29 protein-coding genes are annotated in these 26,022 nt (G+C 42.0%); 27 read left to right on the top strand and 2 right to left on the bottom strand.

The annotated features are described in order from the left end of the window. Positions 1-35: 35 nt before the first annotated feature. From NSU05_RS17960 to NSU05_RS17925, 8 genes are all read left to right on the top strand, one after another. A complete protein-coding gene (locus NSU05_RS17960; protein WP_029725996.1) occupies positions 36-1,487 on the top strand; it encodes an MOP flippase family protein in 1,452 nt (483 codons plus the stop codon). Next, the gene (locus tag NSU05_RS17955) at positions 1,484-2,653 is read left to right on the top strand and encodes a glycosyltransferase family 4 protein (RefSeq protein WP_033884183.1); all 1,170 of its coding nucleotides are present in this window, start codon (positions 1,484-1,486) and stop codon (positions 2,651-2,653) included. Before NSU05_RS17960 ends, NSU05_RS17955 begins: the two co-directional genes overlap by 4 nt. 61 nt (positions 2,654-2,714) lie before the next feature. After that, complete coding sequence (gene tuaD, locus NSU05_RS17950) at positions 2,715-4,100, top strand: UDP-glucose 6-dehydrogenase TuaD (RefSeq protein WP_038430049.1); 1,386 nt, start codon at positions 2,715-2,717, stop codon at positions 4,098-4,100. A gap of 84 nt (positions 4,101-4,184) precedes the next feature. After that, entirely contained in the window at positions 4,185-5,651 is a 1,467-nt protein-coding gene (tuaE, locus tag NSU05_RS17945) for a teichuronic acid biosynthesis protein TuaE (RefSeq protein ID WP_032726971.1), read from the top strand. A gap of 29 nt (positions 5,652-5,680) precedes the next feature. Beyond that, on the top strand, positions 5,681-6,361 hold the full coding sequence (locus NSU05_RS17940; RefSeq protein ID WP_029318784.1) for a Wzz/FepE/Etk N-terminal domain-containing protein: 681 nt from the start codon (positions 5,681-5,683) through the stop codon (positions 6,359-6,361). Between the two features lie 23 nt (positions 6,362-6,384). After that, positions 6,385-7,143: a glycosyltransferase family 2 protein gene (locus NSU05_RS17935; protein ID WP_003242619.1), complete on the top strand. Its 759-nt coding sequence runs from the start codon at positions 6,385-6,387 to the stop codon at positions 7,141-7,143. Positions 7,144-7,171: 28 nt separating this feature from the next. Next, positions 7,172-8,365, top strand: a complete 1,194-nt coding sequence (locus NSU05_RS17930; protein WP_082201021.1) for a glycosyltransferase family 1 protein — start codon at positions 7,172-7,174, stop codon at positions 8,363-8,365. Between the two features lie 144 nt (positions 8,366-8,509). Then, the gene (locus NSU05_RS17925) at positions 8,510-9,586 is read left to right on the top strand and encodes an MraY family glycosyltransferase (protein WP_003227975.1); all 1,077 of its coding nucleotides are present in this window, start codon (positions 8,510-8,512) and stop codon (positions 9,584-9,586) included. A 72-nt stretch (positions 9,587-9,658) separates the two neighbouring features. Here the strand turns inward: NSU05_RS17925 and tagV are convergent, their stop codons facing one another. Continuing rightward, positions 9,659-10,834 (bottom strand): polyisoprenyl-teichoic acid--peptidoglycan teichoic acid transferase TagV, encoded by a 1,176-nt coding sequence (tagV, locus tag NSU05_RS17920; protein WP_038429732.1) that lies wholly within the window; start codon positions 10,832-10,834, stop codon positions 9,659-9,661. Next, on the bottom strand, positions 10,834-11,487 hold the full coding sequence (locus NSU05_RS17915; RefSeq protein ID WP_003227979.1) for a YigZ family protein: 654 nt from the start codon (positions 11,485-11,487) through the stop codon (positions 10,834-10,836). Before NSU05_RS17915 ends, tagV begins: the two co-directional genes overlap by 1 nt. Positions 11,488-11,703: 216 nt before the next feature. Here NSU05_RS17915 and degS point away from each other — a divergent pair, with 216 nt between their 5' ends. The 19 genes from degS to fliT all read left to right on the top strand — a co-directional run bounded on the left by degS (position 11,704) and on the right by fliT (position 26,013). Next, positions 11,704-12,861 (top strand): two-component sensor histidine kinase DegS, encoded by a 1,158-nt coding sequence (gene degS / locus NSU05_RS17910; protein WP_003227983.1) that lies wholly within the window; start codon positions 11,704-11,706, stop codon positions 12,859-12,861. A gap of 82 nt (positions 12,862-12,943) precedes the next feature. Continuing rightward, positions 12,944-13,633 carry a two-component system response regulator DegU gene (degU, locus tag NSU05_RS17905; RefSeq protein WP_003219701.1) on the top strand — a complete coding sequence of 230 codons (690 nt, stop codon included), beginning with the start codon at positions 12,944-12,946 and terminating at the stop codon, positions 13,631-13,633. 97 nt (positions 13,634-13,730) lie between these two features. Then, positions 13,731-14,576 carry a DegV family protein gene (locus tag NSU05_RS17900; protein ID WP_038429731.1) on the top strand — a complete coding sequence of 282 codons (846 nt, stop codon included), beginning with the start codon at positions 13,731-13,733 and terminating at the stop codon, positions 14,574-14,576. 105 nt (positions 14,577-14,681) lie between these two features. Continuing rightward, a complete protein-coding gene (comFA, locus tag NSU05_RS17895; RefSeq protein ID WP_038429730.1) occupies positions 14,682-16,073 on the top strand; it encodes an ATP-dependent helicase ComFA in 1,392 nt (463 codons plus the stop codon). Positions 16,074-16,132: 59 nt separating this feature from the next. Further along, positions 16,133-16,429 carry a late competence protein ComFB gene (comFB, locus tag NSU05_RS17890; protein WP_015483764.1) on the top strand — a complete coding sequence of 99 codons (297 nt, stop codon included), beginning with the start codon at positions 16,133-16,135 and terminating at the stop codon, positions 16,427-16,429. Continuing rightward, positions 16,393-17,115 (top strand): comF operon protein ComFC, encoded by a 723-nt coding sequence (gene comFC / locus NSU05_RS17885; protein ID WP_038429729.1) that lies wholly within the window; start codon positions 16,393-16,395, stop codon positions 17,113-17,115. The genes comFB and comFC overlap by 37 nt, the downstream gene beginning before the upstream one ends. A 72-nt stretch (positions 17,116-17,187) precedes the next feature. Continuing rightward, a complete protein-coding gene (locus tag NSU05_RS17880; RefSeq protein ID WP_038429728.1) occupies positions 17,188-17,607 on the top strand; it encodes a TIGR03826 family flagellar region protein in 420 nt (139 codons plus the stop codon). 80 nt (positions 17,608-17,687) lie between these two features. Next, positions 17,688-17,954, top strand: a complete 267-nt coding sequence (flgM, locus tag NSU05_RS17875; RefSeq protein ID WP_015384783.1) for a flagellar biosynthesis anti-sigma factor FlgM — start codon at positions 17,688-17,690, stop codon at positions 17,952-17,954. A gap of 15 nt (positions 17,955-17,969) precedes the next feature. After that, a complete protein-coding gene (gene flgN, locus NSU05_RS17870; RefSeq protein ID WP_014481048.1) occupies positions 17,970-18,452 on the top strand; it encodes a flagellar protein FlgN in 483 nt (160 codons plus the stop codon). An 18-nt stretch (positions 18,453-18,470) separates the two neighbouring features. Further along, on the top strand, positions 18,471-19,994 hold the full coding sequence (flgK, locus tag NSU05_RS17865) for a flagellar hook-associated protein FlgK (RefSeq protein ID WP_003228001.1): 1,524 nt from the start codon (positions 18,471-18,473) through the stop codon (positions 19,992-19,994). A gap of 10 nt (positions 19,995-20,004) precedes the next feature. After that, the gene (flgL, locus tag NSU05_RS17860) at positions 20,005-20,901 is read left to right on the top strand and encodes a flagellar hook-associated protein FlgL (protein WP_015714797.1); all 897 of its coding nucleotides are present in this window, start codon (positions 20,005-20,007) and stop codon (positions 20,899-20,901) included. A gap of 46 nt (positions 20,902-20,947) precedes the next feature. Then, positions 20,948-21,523, top strand: coding sequence for a DUF6470 family protein (locus tag NSU05_RS17855; RefSeq protein WP_015384781.1), 576 nt, complete (start codon positions 20,948-20,950; stop codon positions 21,521-21,523). Positions 21,524-21,543: 20 nt separating this feature from the next. Further along, a complete protein-coding gene (fliW, locus tag NSU05_RS17850; protein WP_003228007.1) occupies positions 21,544-21,975 on the top strand; it encodes a flagellar assembly protein FliW in 432 nt (143 codons plus the stop codon). Continuing rightward, positions 21,969-22,193 (top strand): carbon storage regulator CsrA, encoded by a 225-nt coding sequence (gene csrA / locus NSU05_RS17845; RefSeq protein WP_033884178.1) that lies wholly within the window; start codon positions 21,969-21,971, stop codon positions 22,191-22,193. The genes fliW and csrA overlap by 7 nt, the downstream gene beginning before the upstream one ends. Before the next feature lie 143 nt (positions 22,194-22,336). Further along, positions 22,337-23,176 (top strand): flagellin Hag, encoded by an 840-nt coding sequence (gene hag / locus NSU05_RS17840; protein WP_033884628.1) that lies wholly within the window; start codon positions 22,337-22,339, stop codon positions 23,174-23,176. Positions 23,177-23,408: 232 nt separating this feature from the next. Beyond that, positions 23,409-23,738, top strand: coding sequence for a flagellar protein FlaG (gene flaG / locus NSU05_RS17835; RefSeq protein ID WP_015714794.1), 330 nt, complete (start codon positions 23,409-23,411; stop codon positions 23,736-23,738). A 17-nt stretch (positions 23,739-23,755) separates the two neighbouring features. Continuing rightward, positions 23,756-25,252, top strand: coding sequence for a flagellar hook-associated protein 2 (locus NSU05_RS17830; protein ID WP_038429727.1), 1,497 nt, complete (start codon positions 23,756-23,758; stop codon positions 25,250-25,252). A 21-nt stretch (positions 25,253-25,273) separates the two neighbouring features. Further along, positions 25,274-25,675: a flagellar export chaperone FliS gene (gene fliS / locus NSU05_RS17825; protein WP_038429726.1), complete on the top strand. Its 402-nt coding sequence runs from the start codon at positions 25,274-25,276 to the stop codon at positions 25,673-25,675. Further along, on the top strand, positions 25,672-26,013 hold the full coding sequence (fliT, locus tag NSU05_RS17820; RefSeq protein ID WP_014481040.1) for a flagella biosynthesis regulatory protein FliT: 342 nt from the start codon (positions 25,672-25,674) through the stop codon (positions 26,011-26,013). Before fliS ends, fliT begins: the two co-directional genes overlap by 4 nt. Positions 26,014-26,022 lie beyond the last annotated feature (9 nt).

Below are 26,022 nucleotides of genomic sequence, written 5' to 3'. Positions count from 1 at the left end.
CATCAATCTGAGCTTAAAAAGAAGTAGGGAATATGATGCCAAGTATTACAAAACAAATCATGAGCGGTGCAAAGTGGACAAGTATTTCAACCATGTGTATTACAATCATACAAATTGTTCAGTTTGCCCTGCTTGGAAATATGATGACCTTAACAGAATTTGGGCTTGTCGGCATGATCACAACGGTTACAGTTTTCGCCCAGATTGTGCTCGATATGGGTTTTGGCGCAGCATTAATTCAGAGAGACGACGCGACGGAGCGCCAGCTGTCAACATTGTATTGGCTTAACATTATGACGGGCGTTTTGCTGTTTGTTCTTTTATATGTGAGCAGTCCTGTCATTGCGGGATTTTATCAAAGAGAAGAGCTGGTGTTTCTGGTTCGGATTCTGGCGATTATGTTTTTGATCGCGCCAATTGGACAGCAATATCAGTATATGCTGCAAAAGCAGCTGCATTTTAATACGTTAAGCAAAATAGAGATTTTTTCAAATGTATTGTCATTCGGATATTTAGCGATAGCGGTTTTTATGATGGATGCGATTTTGGCGTACGTGATTTCTCAAGTCCTGCTGCAGTCCAGTAAAGGGATTTTATATTGGGCTGTATACCGAAAAAAGTGGCATCCTGCTTTTGTTTTTGATTTGAGGGGCATGAAGGATTTCTTTTCTTTTGGAGCCTTTCAGCTTTCATCCCGTCTTGTGAACAGGCTGGGAGCAAATATCGATATGATTTTGATCGGCCGGTTTATTGGTGCTGAAGCATTGGGGATTTATAACCTCGCTTATCAGATTGTCACCATTCCGGTTTTGAAGATCAATCCGATTGTCACACGGGTGGCATTCCCTGTTTTCGCAAAAAACAAATATGAAAACAGCGTGATCAGAGAAGGCTTTCTGAATATGACAAAAATGCTGGCGCTTGTTTCGTTTCCGCTGCTAATCGGGCTCGTGTCTGTGTCAGACGCCTTTATTACAGCGGTTTTCGGAGAAAAGTGGCTTGCTGCTGTTCCGATCCTAAATGTTCTGGCGATTGTCGGAATACTAAGAGTGCTTATGAATCCAAATGGATCTGTGTTGCTGGCTAAAGGAAGAGCTGACTTAGCGTTTTATTGGGATTCCGGCGTGCTGCTGTTGTACGGATTATCACTGTTTGCAGCTGTACAGACGGGAAGTCTGCTGACAGTCGCATGGGTGTATGCCATTATCAGCGTTGTTAATTTCCTGATTGGGCGCTGGCTTTTGGCATATGTCATCAAGCTTAACCTTTCAGCTTATTTCCAGTCGATTATGAAGCCATTTCTGATTACTGCGGCGATGGGCATCATCGCGTTTGGTGTAAGCCTCAGTACCGAACACTTCAGTATGCAGGCAGAAATGCGGCTGGCCATTTCAGTTGCGGCTGGGGCGCTGTGCTATCTCTTTCTTTTGGTAAAAGCGTACCCTCAAACGAAAAGCAAACTACTAAGAAAAGGACGTTTGTCATGAAGATTTTGTGGATCACAAGCGTATATCCGAGCAGTATGAAACCCGGTGAGGGTGTGTTTCATGAGACACAGGTGCAAGAGCTGCAAAAACTCGGGCTTGATATCACTGTGATATGCCCACGGCCTTTTCATTCAGCGCCTGTCCGCATGCTGAAAAAGACATATCGAAAAAAGGATGCCAGACCGGAGTATGAGATTAGAAAGGGTATACCGGTTTACCGGCCTTTCTATCGGGCAGTTCCCGGCCAGCTGAAGTGGGCGCAGCCTCATCGGAGAATCGCCTCAGCCGTTTTAAAAACCATGAAACAGCGCGACCTATATCCGGATCTGATCCATGCGCATTTTGCCATGCCATCGGGCGGGGCTGCGGCAGTCGTGTCAGAGTCAGCGCAAATTCCTTATGTTCTGACCTTGCATGGCAGTGATGTAAATGTCTATCCGCATTACAGCAAAGGTGCGTTTAAAGCCTTCAAGCGTGCCGTAGGTTCTGCATCAGTTGTTTTAGCAGTCAGCCACAAGCTTCAGGAAGAAGCCAAAAAGCTTTCGGGCTTTGACAGCTCGGTTTTGCCAATCGGCATACAGCTCAGCCGTTTTCAGGAGAATGAGGAGACGAAAGAGGAAATCAGAAAAAGACTCGGACTCCCGCTCGATCAGCGTCTGGCTGTCTATGTCGGCCGGCTGGTCAGAGAGAAAGGCATTTTTGAACTGTCTGAAGCGATCGAATCGCTGCAGGACTCTCCTAAGGCAGTCTTTGTCGGGGATGGTCCCGCAAAATCGATGCTGACGCAGAAGGGGCATATTGTCACAGGCCAAGTCCCGAATCATCAGGTAAGAGACTATTTACTTGCGGCAGATCTATTCGTACTTCCTTCTTACAGTGAGGGGATGCCGACTGTTGTGATTGAGGCCCTGGCACTAAGGGTTCCTGTTATTTGTACGGATGTTGGCGGAGTGTCGTCTTTATTCGGAAAGCACCAACATCTGCTGATTAAACCGAAATCCGCTCAAGCCTTGGCAGAAGCGATCACTCGGTACGAACATGAGCAAATATGGAAGCCGGAAGTAGCAGATGACTTGTATGAAACCGTGCAGGCTCAATTTGACGCAGGAAAAAACGCCAAGGCCTTGCATCATCAGTATCAGACGGTCACGAAAACGTCCGTTTAATCGTAAGACACTGCGACCAATATAAATAGGAAGATCATTTTACAGGAGAGGGTTGAGCGCTGTGAAAAAAATAGCTGTCATTGGAACAGGTTATGTAGGACTCGTATCAGGCACTTGCTTTGCGGAGATCGGCAATAAAGTTGTTTGCTGTGATATCGATGAATCAAAAATCAGAAGTCTGAAAAATGGGGTAATCCCAATCTATGAACCAGGGCTTGCAGACTTAGTTGAAAAAAATGTGCTGGATCAGCGCTTGACCTTTACGAACGATATCCCGTCTGCCATTCGGGCCTCAGATATTATTTATATTGCAGTCGGAACGCCTATGTCCAAAACAGGTGAAGCTGATTTAACGTACGTCAAAGCGGCGGCGAAAACAATCGGTGAGCATCTTAACGGCTACAAAGTGATCGTAAATAAAAGCACAGTCCCGGTTGGAACAGGGAAACTGGTGCAATCTATCGTTCAAAAAGCCTCAAAGGGGAGATACTCATTTGATGTTGTATCTAACCCTGAATTCCTTCGGGAAGGGTCAGCGATTCATGACACGATGAATATGGAGCGTGCCGTGATTGGTTCAACAAGTCATAAAGCCGCTGCCATCATTGAGGAACTTCATCAGCCATTCCATGCTCCTGTCATTAAAACAAACCTAGAAAGTGCAGAAATGATTAAATACGCCGCGAATGCATTTCTGGCGACAAAGATTTCCTTTATCAACGATATCGCAAACATTTGTGAGCGAGTCGGCGCAGACGTTTCAAAAGTTGCTAATGGTGTTGGTCTTGACAGCCGTATCGGCAGAAAGTTCCTTAAAGCGGGTATTGGATTCGGCGGTTCATGTTTTCCAAAGGATACAACCGCGCTGCTTCAAATCGCAAAATCGGCAGGCTATCCATTCAAGCTCATCGAAGCTGTCATTGAAACGAACGAAAAGCAGCGTGTTCATATTGTAGATAAACTTTTGACTGTTATGGGAAGCGTCAAAGGGAGAACCATTTCAGTCCTAGGATTAGCCTTCAAACCGAATACGAACGATGTGAGATCCGCTCCAGCGCTTGATATTATCCCAATGCTGCAGCAGCTGGGCGCCCATGTAAAAGCATACGATCCGATTGCTATTCCTGAAGCTTCAGCGATCCTTGGCGAACAGGTCGAGTATTACACAGATGTGTATGCTGCGATTGAAGACACTGATGCATGCCTGATTTTAACGGATTGGCCGGAAGTGAAAGAAATGGAGCTTGTAAAAGTGAACACCCTCTTAAAACAGCCAGTCATCATCGACGGCAGAAATTTATTTTCACTTGAAGAGATGCAGGCAGCCGGATACATTTATCACTCTATCGGCCGTCCCGCTGTTCGGGGAACGGAACCTTCTGACAAGTATTTTCAGGGCTTGCCGCTTGAAGAATTGGCTAAAGACTTGGGGAGCGTCAATTTATAAAAAGAAAAAGTGTTACTTGGTTGAAGCTGCCGGCTGCTAGGCTCGGCCGCCGGCTCCTGAAACATCAGGAAAGGGGTTAAACATGTGAGTATCAAACGATCAGCGGTCCATACGCTAGCGTTACTGGCCGCTGCTATATTTGGAGTCGTCCTATTGCTGGGAGCCATCCATAAAGATATAGGTTTCATGCAGATGGCTGCTGTGCTTGCGGTGTTGGCAATTGGCCTGTTTTTACTGACGCTTGCAACCGCATTTACAACAAAAGAACGGCTCTTTATGGCTGTAATCTATATTTTGATCGCCTGCACTTTTTTAAATAATGCATTTTTCGCTATTCATCTTGGATTTTTCAGTTTGTTCCTTTACCGGCTTCTGCTCATTGCAGCGGGTTGCCTTCATATTTTCGGCATGGTTCGGAATCGAACCCATATTGAAAGATGGCATGGGCTGCAAGTAAAAGGGATATTGCTCTTTTTCGCCTTTTGGTTTATATATGGCCTTGTTTCTCTGCTATGGGCCAAGTCGGTAACAGTTGGCCTCAAGTATTTAGCCTTATTGGCAATGGGAATTTTCTTCATTTATCTTATTGTCATGTACGTGCAAAAAATGGAGCGGCTGATGATTGTTTATGCCATTTGGCTGGTGATGACGGTATTTCTGATGATCATTGGTTTTTACAATCATATCACCCACCATCATCTTGCGAGTTCCACATTGTACAGCGGACCGGAGTATAAGCAGCATTATCCGACATCGGTCTTTTTTAATCAAAATGACTTTGCGACCTTTTTATCCATCAGCTTCTTTTTTTACATCACGATGATGAAAAACATTAAGAATGGATACATCAAGGCAATTGGCCTTGTGCTCTCGCTCTGTGCGTTGTATTTAATTTTTGCCACTGGCTCAAGAGCCAGCCTTCTGGGGATTTTTGCAGGTATTGCTGTCTACATCTTCATTGTATTGCCGCCTGTTTTAAAGAAAATGGCTATATGGCTGTCGGCGGCGGGAATTGCTCTTTTCGCAGTTCTTTTCGCCAGCAAAATCTATTCAAAGTTTTGGGAGCTGTTTCTGGCCCCGCAGACGCTGCATTCATTTCATGACAGGCTTCCATCAAATGTGGCTCGGGCAAATCTGCTGAAAAACGCTTGGCATTTTTTCCTTGATTCATACGGATTCGGAGTCGGGGCAGGAAATGTATCCTATTATCTTGAGCATTATGCTGTATATGATACTGACAATGTGGCAGAGGTGCATAACTGGCTTGTTGAAATTCTTGCTAATTTTGGCTTGTTCATCATGCTGGGATATCTGTCCGTTTATGCCTACCTCATATGGGTGCTTTACAAGTTTTATGAAAGAAAATTAGAAAATCAGTCAAAACTGATCACAGAAGGACTTATTACCGCTATGGTCAGTTTCCTGGTATCAAGTATCAGCCCAAGCTCTGTTTCAAATTTATTTTTCCATTGGGTGTTTATGGCGCTCGTCATCGCGGCCGTGAATGTGTTAAGGCGATCCAGACAAATGCCTGAGCCGATGTACAGATAAAACAGACTACAAAAAGCAGGGAGACTTATATGAACGATATATTGATAAGAATAGCCCGTCGCATAAAAAAAAATATCATTTGGATCATAGCGGTGCCAATTATATTAGGTGCGGCGGGGTATATCCTGCCGTCACAGATCGCTGATCAAAAGAGCTATACAGCTGAAGATACTTTGGCTGTGGGGAGCTATGATCATCCGGTTTATAACAGCACAGAAGAGATTCCGCTTCTATTAAAGAGCGACTCCTTTTTGAAGGAGGCGCTTCCTGATGAAAAGGATGAAGATGTAGCAGAGATCAAAGAGAAGCTTACAATCAAAACGGAATCCAAATCGTTACTGACTTTAAGCTATAGCGACGAGGATAAGGATAAAACGGAATCTGTCTTAAAAGCCATTTCCTCCACCTTCCTCAAAAACGATCAAAAGCTGTATGCAGAAAGAGAAGCCGTCATCCGCAGCAGCATAGACGCGCTTGAAGGCGAGTCGGTGAGCGAGGATTCCAAAGTGGATAAAGAGAGATTTTTGTATGAGCTCAAAAACACACAGCTTAACCTGAAAGCGGCCAGTATTACTGATTCCGAAACCGTAAGTGAGACAGCAGGCGGGGGAATGTCTCCGAAAAAGAAAGCAGTTCTCGGCGTTATGATTGGCCTTACGATTGCCTTTATGTTCGTTGTCATTCCTGAATTTTTCAGGGAATCCTTTTAAAATCATACGATGGAGATGTGATCATGACCAATTGGAAACCTCTCGTATCTGTCATTACACCTTCCTATAATGCGCGTGACTATATTGAAGACACGGTTCATTCGGTATTAGATCAGAGCCATCCTCATTGGGAAATGATTATCGTGGATGATTGCTCAACGGATGGGACCCGCGACATTTTACAGCAGTATGAAAAAATAGACGAAAGAATTCATGTGGTGTATCTGGAAGAGAACTCCGGAGCTGCGGTTGCTCGCAACAAAGCGTTGGAACGCGCTCAAGGGCGCTACGTAGCATTTTTGGACAGTGATGACAAATGGAAAAAAGACAAACTGGAAAAGCAGCTTGAGTTTATGATGGAGCGCTCCTGTGCGTTTTCTTTCACGGGCTACAGCTTAATGGCGCAGGACGGGACCCCACTCGATAAATTTATTCATGCGCCGGAAAGCCTGACGTACGATGACGCCCTGAAAAATACAATTATCGGCTGCTTGACGGTGATGATTGACAGGGAGCAAACGGGACAGATCCAAATGCCGAATATCAGAACGAGACAGGACTTAGCCACATGGCTGTCTCTTTTAAAAAAAGGATTTACTGCCTATGGAATGAATGAATGCCTGGCTGAATATCGGCTTGTCAATAACTCAATTTCCAGCAACAAATGGAAGGCTGCGAAAAAAACGTGGTTTGTCTACAGGGAGATCGAACGGCTTCATTTTATGAAAGCAACATGGTGTTTTGTTCAATATGCAAAAAACGCGGTGAAAAAAAGATTATAGCTGCAAACAGAGAGAAAAGGTGATGAAGGTGGAAACAAAAGAAGCAATCATTCATGTCATCGTTGCCACTGCTGAATGGGGAAAAGACCAATTGAGATACAGAAGGCACCGGCTGGCAGAATTTTTAGCTGCTCAGGAGGAAACGAAGGAAGTTATTTGGGTATGTCCGGCTCCGCGTGCCCAAGGGAAAGAGTTTCAGGAAGTCCATTCTGGCATCAGGCAATTCGCTGTCAAAGACCTGCTGCAGAAAAAAATGTTTCGTTTCGGACGATATACAGATGTCTTTTACAGACATAAGCTCTCCCCATTACTCGATGAGCTTACACCTGCTTCTGCAAACGGTGAACGCTGCTGTTTATGGTACACGTTTCCCGGATTCCCGCTGCTGTCTTCGCTGTATTCTTGGGATCAGGTCATTTATGACTGCAGTGACCTATGGGCTGCGCCGATCAGCGGCCGATCAAATCTGCTGTCTGAATTCCGGCGAAAAGTCATTAAATCGGCAGAGCTGAGAATTATACAACGAGCAGATTCAATAACCTGTTCATCAGATTATCTTCACAAGGAAGTAGACAAAAAACTGACTGCAGGACGAGAAAAGGTTCATACTGTGGAAAACGGTGTGGAGTATGAGCTGTTTTCTGCAAATAAACAAGCTCCCGATCGCAGTATACTGCAGGGGAGAGAAGGAACAGTGTTAGGTTTTATCGGCGGAATTAAACCGAAGCTCGATTTTAAAATGATTGAAGAAGCCGCCCTGCAAAAGCCTGATTGGACATTTTTATGGGTTGGCCCGGATGCCACCAATGGTGATGTTTCGTTTCAAGAGCTGCTGAGGCTTCCCAATGTCATATGGACCGGTCCGGCAGATCCAAAAGAAGTGCCTCATTATATGGAGCTTATCGACATTGGCATTATGCCATATAAACAATCACCGTATAATCAAGCTGTGTTTCCGCTGAAACTATTTGAATTTTTAGCGGCAGGAAAACCTGTTGTAGGCACTAATCTTCCGTCAACCTCAAAAATGCAAAAGCCGTATGTATACGAATATGTAGAGGGCGATCATCCGATTGATTTTATAGCCGCTTGTGAAAAAGTTCTCGGTCAAAACGGAGACGAGACCTATAAAGAAATGCGCCGAAACATCGCCCGGACACAAGATTGGAATTGCTTATTTAGACAAATTATGAAATATACAGGGATTCAAAAACATGCGTAGTCCTATAAATTGGGATGCGCGTTTTTTGATTATACGTGTTTCTTTTTGATGAAGCTTGTTATAATAACTAAGGAGAAGGTATAATGGAAGGAACGGTTCTCTATATAAATAAAGACTTCATTTAATTCCAAAGGAGACTTCTTTATGCTTGACGAACGCATGATTCGCATTGTTGTTGCGTTTATTGTCTCGCTGCTGACAGTTTTAATCATAACCCCAATCGTAAAAAGGATTGCGATTAAAATAGGTGCAGTTGACCAGCCCAGCAATCGAAAAGTACATGACAAAATCATGCCCCGCATGGGCGGGCTGGCCATATTTATCGGGGTGGTTGCAGGCGTGCTTGCATCCGGTATTTACACAGAAACAAGGATGACGGCAATTACAGTCGGAGCATTCATCATTATTGTGTTAGGTATTCTTGACGATAAATATCAATTAAGTGCAAAAGTTAAGTTTTTGATTCAATTAGGTGTAGCCATTATGATTGTAAGCACTGGCTTAAAAATGGACTTTTTCTCAGTACCTTTTTTAACAGAACGATTTGAGTTAGGATGGATGGCTTATCCGCTGACGGTATTATGGATTGTCGGCATCACGAACGCAATTAACCTGATTGATGGATTGGATGGCCTTGCTGCCGGTCTTTCTGTTATCGGCCTGTCAACGATTGCTGTCATGGCGCTATCCGGCGGAAAAGTGCTCATTCTGTCACTCTCATTAGTCGTTATTGCCAGCACGCTGGGGTTTTTGTTTTACAACTTCCATCCGGCAAAAATCTTTATGGGAGATACGGGATCACTGTTTTTAGGGTATAGTATCTCGATTCTTTCATTATTAGGCCTGTATAAAAGTGTCACATTGTTCAGTATCGTTATCCCGATTATTATATTAGGCGTACCGATTTTTGATACAACATTTGCTATCATCAGAAGAATATTAAACAAACAGCCGATTTCAGCGCCGGATAAGTCGCATATTCACCATAGACTGATGGCCTTTGGCCTTTCACATCGGATGTCGGTCTTAGTTATTTATTTAATTGGATTTATTTTCAGTATCAGTGCGATTGTACTTAAAAGTGCCACAATTTGGCTTTCTTTGTTTATTATCTTCATTTTAATTATTTTTATGCAAATCATAGCAGAAGTGACAGGACTCGTGAATGAAAAATTTAAGCCGTTTACAAAGTTTTATAAACGGCTGGTGAAAAGGAATTAAAAATTCCGGCTTATGTGCCGGAGTTTTTTTCTGCGCAAAAATGCCCGATCCTCTAAAAGGACCGGGCATTTTTTAATAGGGTGAATCAGTTGTTGAATTCGTTGTACTGTTGTTTGAGCTTGTGCTGCTGTCATTCGAATAGCTGTTTCCGCTCGTCGTCCCGTCAGTTGTTGTGCCAGTGCTGCCAGAACTGCTTGAGCTGTCAGTCCCGTCTGTTGCACTTCCGGTACCGGAAGTGCCAGTGCTTGTATCAGGAGTATAATCTAAATGCTCTTGAAGCGTTTTTCTGACTTTCTCGAGATTTGTAGCATCAGGTTCAAAGTAATATGTGTTGTTAGGCCCTAAATACAAATCAGAACCTGTAATGCTCAATGTGTCGATTTTTTTGCTGGTAAAGCCGCTGTAAATCTGCTGAAGTGCTAAACCTTCAGTAATGCGAATATTGGTTTCAACGTTTTCGCTGGCTTTTTCTGCGATTTTATCAATTTTAGCAATGTTGCTTGCACTTGACATGCGGTCAATCAGCGCGTTTAAGATTTGTTTTTGTCTGTCATTACGGCCAAAGTCTCCGCGTTTATCCTGTTTTCTCATCCGGGCATATGCTAAGGCTTCTTCGCCGTTCAAATGCATCTCGCCTTTTTTGAAGTAAATCCGTTTGCTTTCGTCTACATCACTTTTTTCATCGAAATCGAAAGGCACGTCTACATCAATACCGCCGACTTCATTAATCACATCTTTAAATCCGTCAAAATCAACTGTGACATATTTATCGATCGGGATTTGCAAGAAGTTTTCAACAGTTTCAACTGTTTCATCTTTACCGCCTTTGCTGTAAGCGGCATTGATCTTCGTCTTGCTTCCCGTTGTGTCACCAGCTAATTGCACACGTGTGTCACGCGGAATGCTCAGCATTTTCATGGTTTTATTTTTGGGATCCAGGGTAACAACAATAAGAGAGTCTGATCTCCCTTTTTGTCCTTTAGTCGCGTAATCCTCTATTCCCATAAATAAAATAGAAAATGGTTTTTTCTTCATGTCTACAACTTCGTTGCGAAGATTTGATTTATTCCCGCGGGATAGGGCATCGTACGATTCATCCGCAGCGTTAATGGTTTTATAAAGTTTATACCCGCCAAGCCCTACAACTACCAATAGTGCAAGGGCGAACAATAACATTATTCTTTTTAAAATTTTCCTACGTTTGCTCTTTTTCTTTTTTCGCACACGCACTCTAACGCGTTCAGCCATTATTCAGTCTCCTTTATGTGATTGACGGCTTTTTCAAGATACGTCAACTCTCCCTCTTTAATATCACTCTTTCCATTTGTCAGTTCTGTCATCCATTCAGAAAAAGCGTTGGTTTCTTTTTCTTCCACGTATGTTTCGAATTCAACATTTTCTGAATAATGGATTTCCTTTAACAGAAATTGTGACTCCCTTAATTCATTTTCAATCTTGCCAAGCCATGTGTAATCTGCAGAAGTATGCATGATTCGCATAAGCTTCCGTTCTACAACACCTATATGATTTAATCCTTCAGACACTGATTTCCCATAAGCGCGAATTAATCCGCCAGCACCAAGCTTAATGCCTCCGAAGTAGCGTGTAACGACGGCGCAAGTATCCTTCAGCCTGCGTTTTTTTAAAACCTCGAGCATCGGCACTCCCGCTGTACCGCTTGGTTCCCCGTCATCATTGGCTTTTTGGATATGATCATTCTCGCCAATAACATAAGCCGAGCAATTATGAGTCGCATTCCAGTGCTGTTTCTTTATTTTCTGTATAAATTCCTGTGCCTCTTGTTCGGTAGAAACACGGCTTAAATGACAGATAAAACGCGATTTTTCTATAACAATCTCGTGTTCTCCCGCTTCTTTCACAGTAAAATAGCTGTGCAGCATGCTAGCTGACCCTCCTGCTAAGCATAAAAGACTGCCTATACAAATTCGTACAGTCTTTAGAATTTTTGTGCGTATTTTGGTATCATAAAGAGTAGATAGTATATAAAAATGTTTTTTTCTAGAATATACGCATTCTTTCATTATAATTCGACATAATTTGCAGATCAATTACATTTATAATAAAAATATATGACAACGCCGTGACGGAGGGAAATTATGAATAAAACAAAGATGGATTCCAAAGTGCTGGATTCTATTTTGATGAAGATGCTGAAAACCGTTGACGGGAGCAAGGACGAGGTTTTTCAAATCGGGGAGCAGTCACGCCAGCAGTATGAACAGCTGGTCGAAGAACTGAAACAAATTAAACAGCAGGTGTATGAAGTGATTGAGCTTGGCGATAAACTTGAAGTGCAAACTCGCCATGCGAGAAACCGTTTATCCGAGGTCAGCCGTAATTTTCATAGATTCAGTGAAGAGGAAATCCGCAATGCTTATGAAAAAGCCCATAAGCTGCAGGTAGAATTGACGATGATCCAGCAGCGTGAGAAGCAATTGCGCGAACGGCGGGACGATTTGGAGCGCAGATTGCTAGGGCTTCAGGAAATCATTGAGCGGTCAGAATCATTAGTAAGCCAAATTACAGTTGTGCTCAACTACTTGAATCAGGATTTGCGCGAAGTTGGACTGCTTCTTGCTGATGCTCAGGCAAAACAGGATTTCGGCTTAAGAATTATTGAGGCGCAGGAAGAAGAGCGAAAAAGAGTCTCAAGAGAAATCCATGACGGACCCGCTCAAATGCTGGCGAATGTTATGATGAGATCGGAATTAATCGAGCGGATTTTCCGTGACCGGGGCGCAGAGGACGGATTCCAAGAAATTAAAAATCTCCGCCAAAATGTTCGGAATGCCCTTTACGAAGTGAGAAGGATTATATATGATTTAAGACCGATGGCCCTTGATGACCTAGGCCTGATTCCAACTTTAAGAAAATATCTATATACAACCGAGGAATATAACGGGAAGGTCAAAATACATTTTCAGTGCATTGGAGAAACAGAGGATCAGAGGCTAGCGCCTCAGTTTGAGGTTGCGCTCTTCAGGCTCGCACAGGAAGCTGTGTCTAATGCGCTAAAGCATTCTGAATCTGAAGAAATTACAGTCAAAGTTGAGATCACAAAGGATTTTGTGATTTTAATGATAAAAGATAACGGTAAAGGGTTCGACCTGAAGGAAGCGAAAGAGAAGAAAAACAAATCATTCGGCTTGCTGGGCATGAAAGAAAGAGTAGATTTATTGGAAGGAACGATGACAATAGATTCGAAAATAGGTCTTGGGACATTTATTATGATTAAGGTTCCGTTATCTCTTTGACTATGATTTGTAAAATAGAGCCAAAAGGCATATTGACCGAATGCTAGAGTATATAGAACAATAATACAAGGAGGCGTGGCTTGTGACTAAAGTAAACATTGTTATTATCGACGACCATCAGTTATTTCGTGAAGGTGTTAAACGGATATTGGATTTTGAACCTACCTTTGAAGTGGTAGCCGAAGGTGATGACGGGGACGAAGCGGCTCGTATTGTTGAGCACTATCATCCTGATGTTGTGATCATGGATATCAATATGCCAAACGTAAATGGTGTGGAAGCTACAAAACAGCTTGTAGAGCTGTATCCTGAATCTAAAGTAATTATTCTATCAATTCACGATGACGAAAATTATGTAACACATGCCCTGAAAACAGGTGCAAGAGGTTATCTGCTGAAAGAGATGGATGCTGATACATTAATTGAAGCGGTTAAAGTAGTGGCTGAGGGCGGATCTTACCTCCATCCGAAGGTTACTCACAACCTCGTTAACGAATTCCGCCGCCTTGCAACAAGCGGAGTTTCTGCACACCCTCAACATGAGGTTTACCCTGAAATCCGCAGACCATTACATATTTTAACTAGGCGGGAATGTGAAGTGCTGCAGATGCTTGCAGACGGAAAAAGCAACCGCGGTATTGGTGAATCATTGTTTATCAGTGAGAAAACCGTTAAAAACCATGTCAGCAATATTTTACAAAAAATGAATGTAAACGACCGGACGCAAGCCGTTGTGGTCGCCATTAAAAATGGCTGGGTAGAAATGAGATAGTATAATAGGAGACTTGCCTTTTACTAGGCAGGTCTTTTTTTAGGCTGCCGTTTCCCTTACAATAGAGTTATAAAGCAATAAGGCAGGTATCGAAGCTATGAATATTGCAGTCGTAACAGACAGCACGGCATATATTCCGAAAGAAATGCGTGAACAACATCAGATACATATGATCCCTCTCCAGGTTGTTTTTAGGGAGGAGACTTACCGTGAAGAAATTGAGTTGGACTGGAAAAGCTTTTACGAAGAAGTGAAAAAACATAATGAGCTCCCGACGACTTCTCAGCCGCCAATCGGCGAGCTGGTTGCGTTGTATGAAGAGCTTGGCAAGTCTTATGATGCGGTTATCAGTATCCATCTTTCCAGCGGGATCAGCGGAACATTCAGCAGTGCGGCAACGGCTGATTCAATGGTCGACAATATTGATGTGTATCCATTTGATTCAGAGATAAGCTGTTTAGCCCAAGGCTTTTATGCTCTTAAAGCCGCTGAATTAATTAAAAACGGAGCATCATCGCCGGAAGATATTATAAAAGAATTGGAAGAAATGAAAAAAACAGTTCGAGCTTATTTTATGGTAGATGACTTAGCTCATCTTCAGCGCGGCGGGCGATTAAGCAGCGCCCAAGCCTTCATTGGTAGTCTTCTAAAGGTAAAGCCTATCCTTCATTTTGACAATAAGGTAATTGTGCCTTTTGAGAAGATTCGCACACGTAAAAAAGCAATTTCGCGAATTTATGAGCTTTTAGATGAAGATGCGAGTAAAGGGTTGCCTATGCGAGCTGCTGTTATCCACGCTAATCGAGAGGAAGAAGCAGCGAAAATCATTGAAGAGCTTTCTGCAAAATATCCTCATGTTGAATTTTATAACAGCTATTTTGGCGCGGTAATCGGCACTCATTTGGGTGAAGGTGCGTTAGGAATTTGCTGGTGTTTTAAATAAGGCCAAATCTCCGTTTTTAGAGCGGAGATTTTTTTATATTCTTATTTTAATAGTTGGACAGAAAATATTCATTCAGGCATACTGTCTCGAAAGGAGGCGTGCTATGTGAATGTGCCAGTTGAAAAAAACAGTTCCTTTTCAAAAGAATTGCAGCAGACGCTTCGAAGCCGTCATTTGCTCAGGACTGAGCTCTCATTTTCCGATGAGATGATTGAATGGCATATTAAGAATGGATATATCACTGCTGAAAATTCTATATCCATAAATAAACGGAGATATAGATGTAATAGGTGCGGACAAACTGATCAGCGGTATTTTTCTTTTTATCACTCATCTGGAAAGAATAAGCTGTATTGCCGTTCCTGTGTCATGATGGGCAGAGTGAGTGAGGAGGTTCCTTTATATTCATGGAAAGAGGAAAATGAATCAAACTGGAAGTCTATTAAGCTGACATGGGATGGCAAGCTTTCAAGCGGACAACAAAAAGCCGCCAATGTTTTAATTGAAGCAATATCAAAAAAAGAAGAGCTCCTCATCTGGGCGGTTTGCGGCGCTGGCAAAACAGAAATGCTGTTTCCTGGTATAGAATCAGCGTTAAATCAAGGACTGCGTGTATGTATTGCAACACCTCGCACCGATGTTGTATTAGAGCTTGCTCCAAGACTCAAGGCTGCCTTTCAGGGTGCTGACATTTCAGCGCTTTACGGAGGAAGCGATGACAAAGGGCGGCTATCGCCGCTTATGATTTCCACTACGCATCAGCTTTTGCGATATAAAGATGCAATCGATGTTATGATCATTGATGAAGTTGACGCTTTTCCATATTCTGTTGATCAAACCCTTCAATTCGCTGTTCTAAAAGCAAGAAAGAAAAACAGCACCCTCGTTTATTTAAGTGCAACACCTCCTAAAGAATTAAAAAGAAAAGCATTGAACGGACAGTTACATTCAGTTCGCATCCCCGCAAGACACCACCGGAAACCTTTACCCGAACCGCGCTTTGTATGGTGTGGAAACTGGAAGAAGAAATTAAACCGAAATAAAATTCCGCCAGCGGTGAAAAGATGGATAGAGTTTCATGTAAAAGAAGGGAGGCCTGTTTTTTTATTCGTTCCTTCCGTTTCTATTCTGGAAAAGGCTGCTGCGTGCTTTAAAGGTGTTCATTGCCGAACCGCATCTGTGCACGCGGAAGACAAGCATAGAAAGGAGAAAGTGCAGCAATTCAGAGATGGTCAGCTCGATCTATTAATCACAACAACAATACTGGAAAGAGGCGTCACAGTCCCCAAGGTGCAAACGGGTGTACTAGGAGCGGAATCGTCTATCTTTACGGAAAGCGCACTTGTTCAAATTGCAGGAAGAACCGGCCGGCATAAAGAATATGCGGACGGCGATGTCATTTACTTTCACTTCGGCAAAACAAAGAGTATGCTCGATGCAAGAAAGCATATAAAAGAAATGAATGAATTGGCAGCAAAAGTTGAATGTACAGACTAGCCATTATTTGAAAACGTGGTACAGTATACTCATATAACCGATGATGAGGAGCTGTAAAAATGCTTGTCAATTCAAAAGAAATCGTAATGAAAGAACTGCTCGACCGATATATGGACCAGCTTCATATGGCCTGTACTTGCCAAGTATGCCAAAACGATGTATTGGCACTTTCTTTAAACAAAGTGAGTCCATCCTACGTTACTGATCTTAAAAAGATCGCATATACGAAAGCTGAGCTGGTAGATAAACAAAAAAACACAGCAATGCTTGTCATTTTGGCTGAATCTGCTGCAGTAGTTTCAGAGAGTCCAAGCGATTTATGTCAAACGAAGCAGGAGGAGGCATTCATAAACTGATCTGTTTATTATGTGATTCGCAATTTTCTCAAGATGTTACATGGAGAGCCCTTTTTTTACTAAAGCCTGATGAAAAGGTTTGTTATTCTTGCAGAAGCAAATTAAAGAAAATCACAGGACATATCTGCCCCCTGTGCGGCAGACCTCAATCTGTTCATGCCGTATGCAGGGATTGCGAGGTGTGGAGAACAAGGATCAGAGACAGTTTGCTATTGCGTCAAAACCGTTCAGTTTACACATATAATGATATGATGAAAGAAGCGCTCTCCCGTTTTAAATTTAGAGGAGATGCAGAAATCATAAATGCATTTAAAAGTGATTTTTCTTCAACCTTTTCTAAGGCTTACCCCGATAAGCATTTTGTTCTTGTACCTATTCCGCTGAGCAAGGAACGGGAAGAAGAGCGCGGTTTTAACCAGGCACAGCTCTTGGCAGAATGTTTAGACCGGCCTTCCCACTATCCCCTCATTCGCCTGAATAATGAGAAGCAGTCAAAGAAAAAGAAAACAGAACGCCTGCTGTCAGAGCGCATTTTTGATACAAAAAATAATTCAGCAGCAGGTATGAATATCATTTTAATAGACGATCTTTATACAACAGGCGCCACCTTGCACTTCGCAGCCCGCTGCTTATTAGAAAAAGGAAAAGCCGCTTCAGTGTCATCTTTTACCTTGATCAGAAGCTAAATGATTCTATTTTTATGCCGATATAATCACTAGAAATTGACACAGGCATATTATCTAATAAGGAGAAAAAAGATGGGAGAACTGGCTAATTGTCCGAAATGCAATGCTTTATTTTTAAAAACAAAGCTGCAAACCGTATGTCAGGCGTGTATTAAGGAAGAAGAAAAATCATTTGAGACTGTCTATAAATTTTTAAGAAAACAGGAAAACCGGCAATCAACTTTGAGCCGGATAACTGAGGAAACAGGTGTGGAAGAAGAGCTGATATTGAAATTCATCAGGCAGAAGCGAATTCAGATCACTCATCTTCCTAATTTGGCATACCCTTGTGAAAGGTGCGGGACATCGATTAGAGAAGGCAAGTTCTGCAAGGATTGCCAGTCCGATATTAAGGATCAAATGGATCATTTGAACCACGAGGATGCTCTGAAAATCGAGAAAGAAAATAGTAAAAAAGACACATACTATGCCTATAATACCAAAAACAGCTGATTCCCTAAACTAACTGAAAACGCAGTCGATAAAAGGGTTAAGATTGTTTAAAGACTGCAACGGAAAGCGAGAGGAATCCTATGAAAATCAATCAATTTGGAACACAATCCGTTAATCCATATCAAAAAAATTATGATAAGCAAGCGGTGCAAAAAACTGCTGCACAGCCTCAAGATAAAATTGAAATTTCATCACAGGCTAAAGAAATGCAACATGCATCCGACGCAGTCGCTGGTTCACGACAGGAAAAAATTGCGCAGCTTAAAGCGCAAATTGAAAACGGGTCATACAAAGTAGACGCAAATCATATCGCGAAAAATATGATTAATTTTTATAAAAAGCAATAAAAAAGGAGAAAGCCCATGTCAGCGAAGGCAATTATTGAACAATTGAAGCGACTTTGCGTTCTGCATGAGCACCTGCTCACGCTGTCTGAAGAAAAGACGGAAGCGCTCAAAGCCGGCAAAACAAAAGAGCTTTCTAACATTTTGACAAAAGAGCAAAAATATATTCAAGCGATCACGCAGACAGAAGATGACCGGATCAAAACAACTTCGGCCTTTCTCGGATATAGCGAAAATAATACTATTTCCGCATGTATCGCCAAAACCTCAGGCAGTGAAAAGGAAGAGCTGGAACAACTATACGAATCTCTTTCTCAAGTTCTCGGACGTCTGAAAAAAGTAAATGAGATGAATAGGCAGCTGACAAGAGACGCGCTGCAATTCATCTCTATTTCGTACGATATGCTGGTTCCTAAGGAAAATAACTTCAATTACAGCAAATCAATTAAAGCTGAGCTGCCGAAAAGCAGCCAAATGAAACTGTTTGATTCAAAAGCTTAGCAGAAAGGAATTCAGAAAATGACATCTACCTTTATGGGGCTTGAAACTGCAAGGCGGGCGTTAAGCGCTCAGCAGGCAGCTTTAAGCACTACTGCAAATAACGTGGCAAATGCCAATACTGATGGTTATACAAGACAGCGGGTCTCATTGGAGGCAACTGACTATTTCCCTGCTGTATCCAAAAACGCAGAAAAAACAGCGGGACAAATGGGTACGGGCGTTCAAGGAAAATCAGTTGAGAGAATAAGAGATATCTTTCTTGACTACCAATACCGTCTTCAAAACAACAGTGCCGGATACTATGACACGAAGGCCAAAGCGCTGTCCCAAATGGAAGGCGTTTTAAATGAAACGGATGACAGCGGCTTGAACAGTGTGCTCAATTCGTTTTGGAACTCCCTGCAGGAATTATCGAATAATACAAATGAAGAAAGTGCACGTTCTGTTGTTGCTCGAAAAGGACAAGCTGTAGCTGAAACGTTTAATTATATTTCTGAATCACTTACAAATGTCCAATCGAATTTAAAAGCAGAGCTAAATACAACTGTGTTGGATGTCAATTCTCTGCTTTCTCAATTAAACAGTTTAAATAAGCAAATTGCACAAGTAGAGCCGGTCGGGCTTCTTCCGAATGGCTTATATGATCAGCGAGATTTGCTGATCGATAAATTATCCTCAATGGTTGATATCAAAGTCAGCTACAACAAATCAGGCGGGAATGCACTTGCATCTGCTGAAGGAACTGTATCAATTGAAATCCTTGATAAAAATAAACAGTCGCTGGGAACTGTTTTGGACGGTAAAAATTACGAGGTTTCAGAACTTGCAGCCAACTATGATAATGAAACTGGGTTAGTATCAAGTATTTCAATCGGGGATACAGCTGTACAGGCGGAGTCCTTTAGCAGCAAGGGATCCCTTTTAGGATTTATAGAGTCTTATGGGTATATAACAGCAGATGGCCAAGAAAAGGGCGTATACCCGGAAATGCTTTCTGATCTTGACAATATGGCGCTTGAATTCGCGAAAGCTTTCAATGAAGTGCACAGAAATGGTGTGACCAAGAGCGGTGAACAAGGCGGAGACTTTTTTGATTTTACTGGCGGTGAAACTGAACCTGCCAAGGGCGCGGCGGGCAAGATCAAAGTAGCTGACAGCATAATAGATTCAAAAGGCGCAAACATTGCTTTCTCACTGACTGGCGCAGCCAACGATAACGCAAATGCTACAAAATTAGCAAATGTTTTAACCGGTAAAATAACCATTAACGGTAAAGAAACTAGTGTTTTAGATTATTATGCGGGTCTGATTGGCGAGCTAGGGATCGAAGCTCAAGAGGCTAATCGACTGGCGTCTAATACAGAAACACAGCTGAATGATGCTGACATAAACCGTCAGCAAATGAGCGCAGTTTCTTTAGACGAAGAAATGACGAATATGATTCAATTCCAACACGCATACAATGCAGCTGCAAGAATGGTGACTTTACAAGACGAATTGCTTGATAAAGTGATCAACGGCATGGGTGTTGGAGGAAGGTAGGTAGAGTCACATGAGAGTAACACAAGGCATGATACAGCAAAACTCACTGAGATATATCGGTTCGAGCTACTCGAAGCTGGATAAACTCCAGTCGCAGATTTCTTCAGGGAAAAAAATCTCAAAAGCTTCCGACGATCCTGTAGTAGCAATGAAAAGCTTAAAGTATAATACGCAACTGTCTCAAGTGCAGCAGTACAAAAGCAATGCTTCTCAAGCCTTTACCTGGCTCGAAAACACAGAAACAAACATTACAGAAGGAATTGACATCTTGTCAAAGGTCAGAGAATTAGCGGTTGAAGCTCAAAATGATACAAACGGCGAGTCGGAGCGGCAAGCGATTGGCGTAGAGGTAAAGCAGTTAAAGGAACAGCTTTTAAATATTGCGAATACACAAGTGAACGGCAGATATATCTTTAATGGCACAAATTCAGATAAGCCTCCGGTTACAGATAACGGAGACGGAACTTATACAATTTCTGATACAGCTGATGTCGTAGTCAATATATCAAATAATATGTCATTGAAAGTGAATTCAGATCCAAAGTCAGCTTTTGGAGGCACTTCTGAAAGCGGGCAGAATGTATTTGAAATGCTTGATTCTTTTGAGAAAGCACTAAATTCTGGTTCGCTAGATGGCATGGACAGTGTTTTAGATGATATTGATCATTTTTCTGACGGCATGAGTGCTGAACGATCTGATCTTGGAGCGAGATATAATCGTCTTGAATTGGTTAATACAAGACTGTCAGCGCAAGAAGAAACAGCTACCAAAGTGTTATCAGACAATGAAGATGTAGAACTGGAAGAAGTAATAACTGAATTTATTGCGCAGCAAAGTGTGCACAGGGCTACTCTGGCCGTTAATGCGCAAATTGTTCAGCCTACATTAATTGACTTTTTAAAGTAAGCGGCTCTCAGGAGTTCGCTTTTTTTATAGTTCAGGAGGTAGAGTGATGCAGATTCCCAGATTGATTATGCATAGTGTTCAAGGAAAAATTGGTTTAACAACGACGCCTGCCAGCTTAAAAATGGAGCAGCCTCAAGCTGATCTAGAGATCGAACAGCCGAGTGCGGAAATGGAAATATCGGTGACACCTGGAAAACTCACGATTGACCAGACACAAGCATGGGAAGAATTAGACAGAAAGCATGTTTTCAAGAGAATTGAAGAAGCCGCACAACAAGGGCATGAGGATGTAATGGAGGGAATAGCGCGTACTGCAGAAGAAGGCGACGAGCTTATGAGGATTGAAAATAAGGGGAACCCAATCGCTTCACAAGCAAGGAGGAACTCTGAAATGCACCAAATTCAATTAGGCGAAAATTATGCTCCTTCTCTATCTAGGGTGAAAATACAATATACTCCGTCACAGCTTGATGTTCAGATTACGCCGCGAAAGCCTGTTATTCAGGCTGAGCCGCATAAGCCAATTGTTGAATATACGCCAGGAAATGTTAAGGTTGACATGCTCCAATACCCTGATTTAAATATAGATGTAGAATACCCGAAAGAATCACCCGAAAAGTAAAAAGAAAAGGATCGTGAACAATGATCATTCATACGAAGTACCATGGCCAAATGAACATAAAAGAAGAACAAATCATTCTTTTTGAAAGCGGGATTCCAGGCTTTTTAGAAGAAAAACAATTTGTCATACTTCCGCTTTCAGAAGACTCTCCATTCGTGGCACTGCAGTCCGTCACTTCAGAAAATCTTGCGTTTATCGTCGTAAGTCCGTTTATCTTTTTTAAGAATTATGAATTTGATCTTGATGAATCAACTGCTGAACTTTTGGATATCGATAATATTCAAGACGTAGAAGTCATGACAATATTGACTATGGCAGAGCCATTTGAAAAGTCTACTGCGAATTTATTGGCTCCCATTATTGTGAATCGCAAGAACATGATGGCTAAGCAAGTCGTTTTACACGACTCCTCATATACGACAAAGCATCCGATTGGAGGAGAATCATGCTAGTTTTATCGCGGAAAATAAGCGAAGCGATTCAAATAGGTGCTGATATTGAAGTAAAAGTGATTGCGGTTGAGGGGGATCAAGTGAAGCTTGGAATTGACGCCCCAAAGCATATTGATATTCACAGGAAAGAAATTTATTTGACCATTCAGGAAGAAAATAACCGTGCAGCAGCGTTATCCAGCGATGTGATCTCCGCATTATCCTCACAAAAAAAGTGAGGATTTTTTTATTTTTGTATTAACAAAATCAGAGACAATCCGATATTAATGATGTAGCCGGGAGAGGGCAAAAATGGCTCCGCCGATTACAAAATTGAGGCACAAGGACGTGCCTAAACAACATATTCAGGGAGGATATAAAAATGAGAATTAACCACAATATTGCAGCGCTTAACACACTGAACCGTTTGTCTTCAAACAACGGTGCAGCACAAAAGAATATGGAGAAACTTTCTTCAGGTCTTCGTATCAACCGTGCGGGAGATGACGCAGCAGGTCTTGCGATCTCTGAAAAAATGAGAGGACAAATCAGAGGTCTTGATATGGCTTCTAAAAACTCTCAAGACGGAATCTCTCTTATCCAAACAGCTGAGGGTGCATTGACTGAAACTCACTCAATTCTTCAACGTGTTCGTGAGTTAACTGTTCAAGCGGGTAACACTGGTACTCAAGATGCAACGACAGACCTTCAAGCCATTCAAGATGAAATTGATAACCTTCTTGATGAGGTAGATGGAATTTCTCAACGTACAGCTTTTAACGGTAAAAACCTTCTTGATGGTACGCAGACAAATGGATTCACTTTCCAAATCGGTGCCAACAAAGGTCAACAATTAACAGTTAACATTGGGGATATGAGTACTGCGGCTACAGGTCTTGACATGTTAAAAGCAGATTACAAAGTAACAACAGCTACGGCAGCTAACACAGATGCGCTTTTAACTAAAGTAGATTCTGCAATTAACAAAGTATCTTCTGAGCGTGGTAAACTTGGTGCGGTACAAAACCGTCTTGAGCACACAATCAATAACTTGAGCGCTTCTGGTGAAAACCTGACTGCTGCTGAGTCTCGTATCCGTGACGTTGACATGGCTAAAGAGATGAGCGAGTTCACAAAGAACAACATTCTTTCTCAGGCTTCTCAAGCGATGCTTGCTCAAGCAAACCAACAGCCACAAAACGTACTTCAATTGTTACGTTAATTTTAAAAAAGACCTTGGCGTTGCCAGGGTCTTTTAATTTATATTTCTATCTCCGAATCATTCCTCATCCTGTCACTAACTCGTGATATAATAACCGGATTCTCCACTAACTTTTTATAAATGTATTTCCAAACAAGAAATCTAAAACAGAAGATTTTTTTCCAAAAATATGTGTAATCTTATCTCCATTTAGTCGATATAAACGATAGATTGGGGCATAGGGGATGATCAATTGAACATTGAAAGGCTCACTACGTTACAACCTGTTTGGGATCGTTATGATACTCAAATACATAATCAGAAAGATAATGATAACGAGGTTCCTGTTCATCAAGTTTCAGATACCAATCTTGCTGAAATGGTGGGGGAAATGAACAAGCTTTTGGAACCTTCGCAAGTTCATCTGAAGTTCGAGCTTCATGACAAGTTAAATGAATACTATGTAAAAGTAATAGAGGACTCTACAAATGAAGTGATCCGCGAAATTCCACCAAAACGGTGGCTTGATTTTTATGCGGCTATGACTGAATTTCTCGGGTTATTTGTAGATGAAAAAAAGTAGAATAGGAGTGGTTTGAGATGGTCACAAGAATAACAGGTCTGGCATCAGGAATGGATATAGATGATATTGTATCAAAGCTGATGCAGACAGAAAGAGCGCCGCTTGATAAGCTGAAGCAAAAAAAGCAGACTCTTGAATGGCAGCGTGACAGCTATCGTGAAGTCAATACAAAAATAAAAGAATTGCAAGATTATATGTCTAAAAATACGTTGACATATCCTAGCACGTATCAGAGCAAAACTGTGACAAGCTCTAATGAGTCTGTGTTAACTGCTACAGGAAGCGCAAGTGCACCAAACTCTTCTTCTACTGTTGAAGTGGCGAGCTTGGCAACCGCAGCAACGTATAAGGCAAACAATTATACGGGATACACTCAAGGCGATTACAATTTGGCATTTAACGTTGTTGCGCCTGGCGAAACAACGGCAAAAACAGTGAACATTAGTGTGACGAGCGCCGATACGATTGATAATGTGATTTCTAAACTTAACAGCTCAGATCTAGGAGTGTCAGCTTTTAAAGATAAAATTTGGAATGGTACAGAGTACGTAGAAACAATTGCGTTTTCTTCTAAAGCAACAGGTGCAGGAGGCAGTATACAGGCAGCAGACTCTGCTACAGCTGACTTTATGTCCGGTCAGCTTGGTTTTTCTTTGGATGCTGATAATAAGCTCACTGCTTACAAAGAAGGCACAAATGCCAAAGTCACAATTAACGGCTTTGAAATGGAGAAGCTGACAAACAATTTCACGGTGAATGGTGTTACCTACTCGATTAAAAATACAACTGCAGCCACAGGCCCTGTTACCACATCTGTTTCTACTGATGTTGATGGGATTTATAACCAAATCAAAGAGTTTGTAGATAAATACAATGAACTGGTTGACAGCCTGAATGAAAAGCTGAAAGAAGAAAAATACCGAGACTATACGCCACTCACAAGTGAACAAAAAGAAGCCATGTCCGATAAAGAGGTAGAGCTCTGGGAGGAGAAGGCGAAAAGCGGATTGCTTAGAAATGATTCCAGCATCAGCACCGGCACGAACCAAATGCGGACTGACTTTTATACTCAAGTTAATGCGGATGGGAAAACCTATCAATTGACAGAATTCGGCATAACAACCTCAAGTGCTTACCAAATGCGGGGGCATTTAGAGATTAATGAAGACAAACTGAAAGCCAAAATACAAGAAGATCCACAAAGCGTTGCCGCCTTATTTACAAGCGGAACGAATAGCAGCGCCTATAGTGATAAAGGGATTATGAAACGCATCGGTGACACCCTGAAAAGTACGGTGAAGAGCATTGAAGCAAAAGCCGGCAACTCGACAATGGGAACCAATGATTATTCAATCGGTAAAAATTTAAATACGATCAGCACTGATATTACCAAAATGCAGGACCGGTTGACCACAATAGAAAACCGCTATTATTCAAAATTCAGTGCAATGGATTCTGCGATTCAAAAAATGAACGAACAAGCGTCCTATTTATCACAGCTTCTTGTACAATAAATGTAATTTGGAGGATGACACATGGCGATCCAAAATCCATATACAGCCTATCAGCAAAATTCAGTGAATACGGCTACACCCGGGGAGCTGACGCTTATGCTGTATAATGGCTGTTTAAAATTTATAAGACTTGCCTCTCAGGCCATTGAGAATGATGATATGGAACGTAAAAATGAGAATCTGATTAAAGCGCAAAATATTATTCAGGAATTAAATTTTACACTTAACCGTAACATAGAGCTTTCCGTTTCTATGGGTGCGATGTACGATTATATGTATCGCAGATTGGTACAGGCAAATATCAAAAATGATACGGGCATGCTGGCTGAGGTTGAAGGTTATGTAACAGATTTTCGCGATGCTTGGAAACAAGCAATTCAAAGTGAACGGAAGGACCGGCACGGATCAGGCGGGATCGCATGAATAACATAGATCAACTATACACTGAGACGAAGAGTATGCTGTCACACATACAAAATACGCCGGAAAGCGATGAGCTTTTAAAACAAATTGAAGACTTTGTGGCTAAACGGTCTGAACTGATTCAGGAGATATCTCTGCCGCTTTCAGAAGAAGAGCGAAAGCAGATGAAGCTAGTGCTGACATGGGATCAGCTTATTGTGAAGGAAATGGAACGACTGAAGCAGTCAATCGCAGCAGAACTTCAGCAGATGAAAAGAAAACGTGTGATGCATACGACGTATTTAAACCCTTATAACAACATTACGATTGACGGCACATATTATGACAAGCGTAAATAGGTGAGTGCC

Origin of the sequence: Bacillus sp. EU52, assembly GCF_037964975.1 — a bacterium.
Classification (GTDB): domain Bacteria; phylum Bacillota; class Bacilli; order Bacillales; family Bacillaceae; genus Bacillus; species Bacillus subtilis.
Note: the sequence above shows the minus strand (reverse complement) of the source record. Positions and strands in the feature narration are given on the sequence as shown.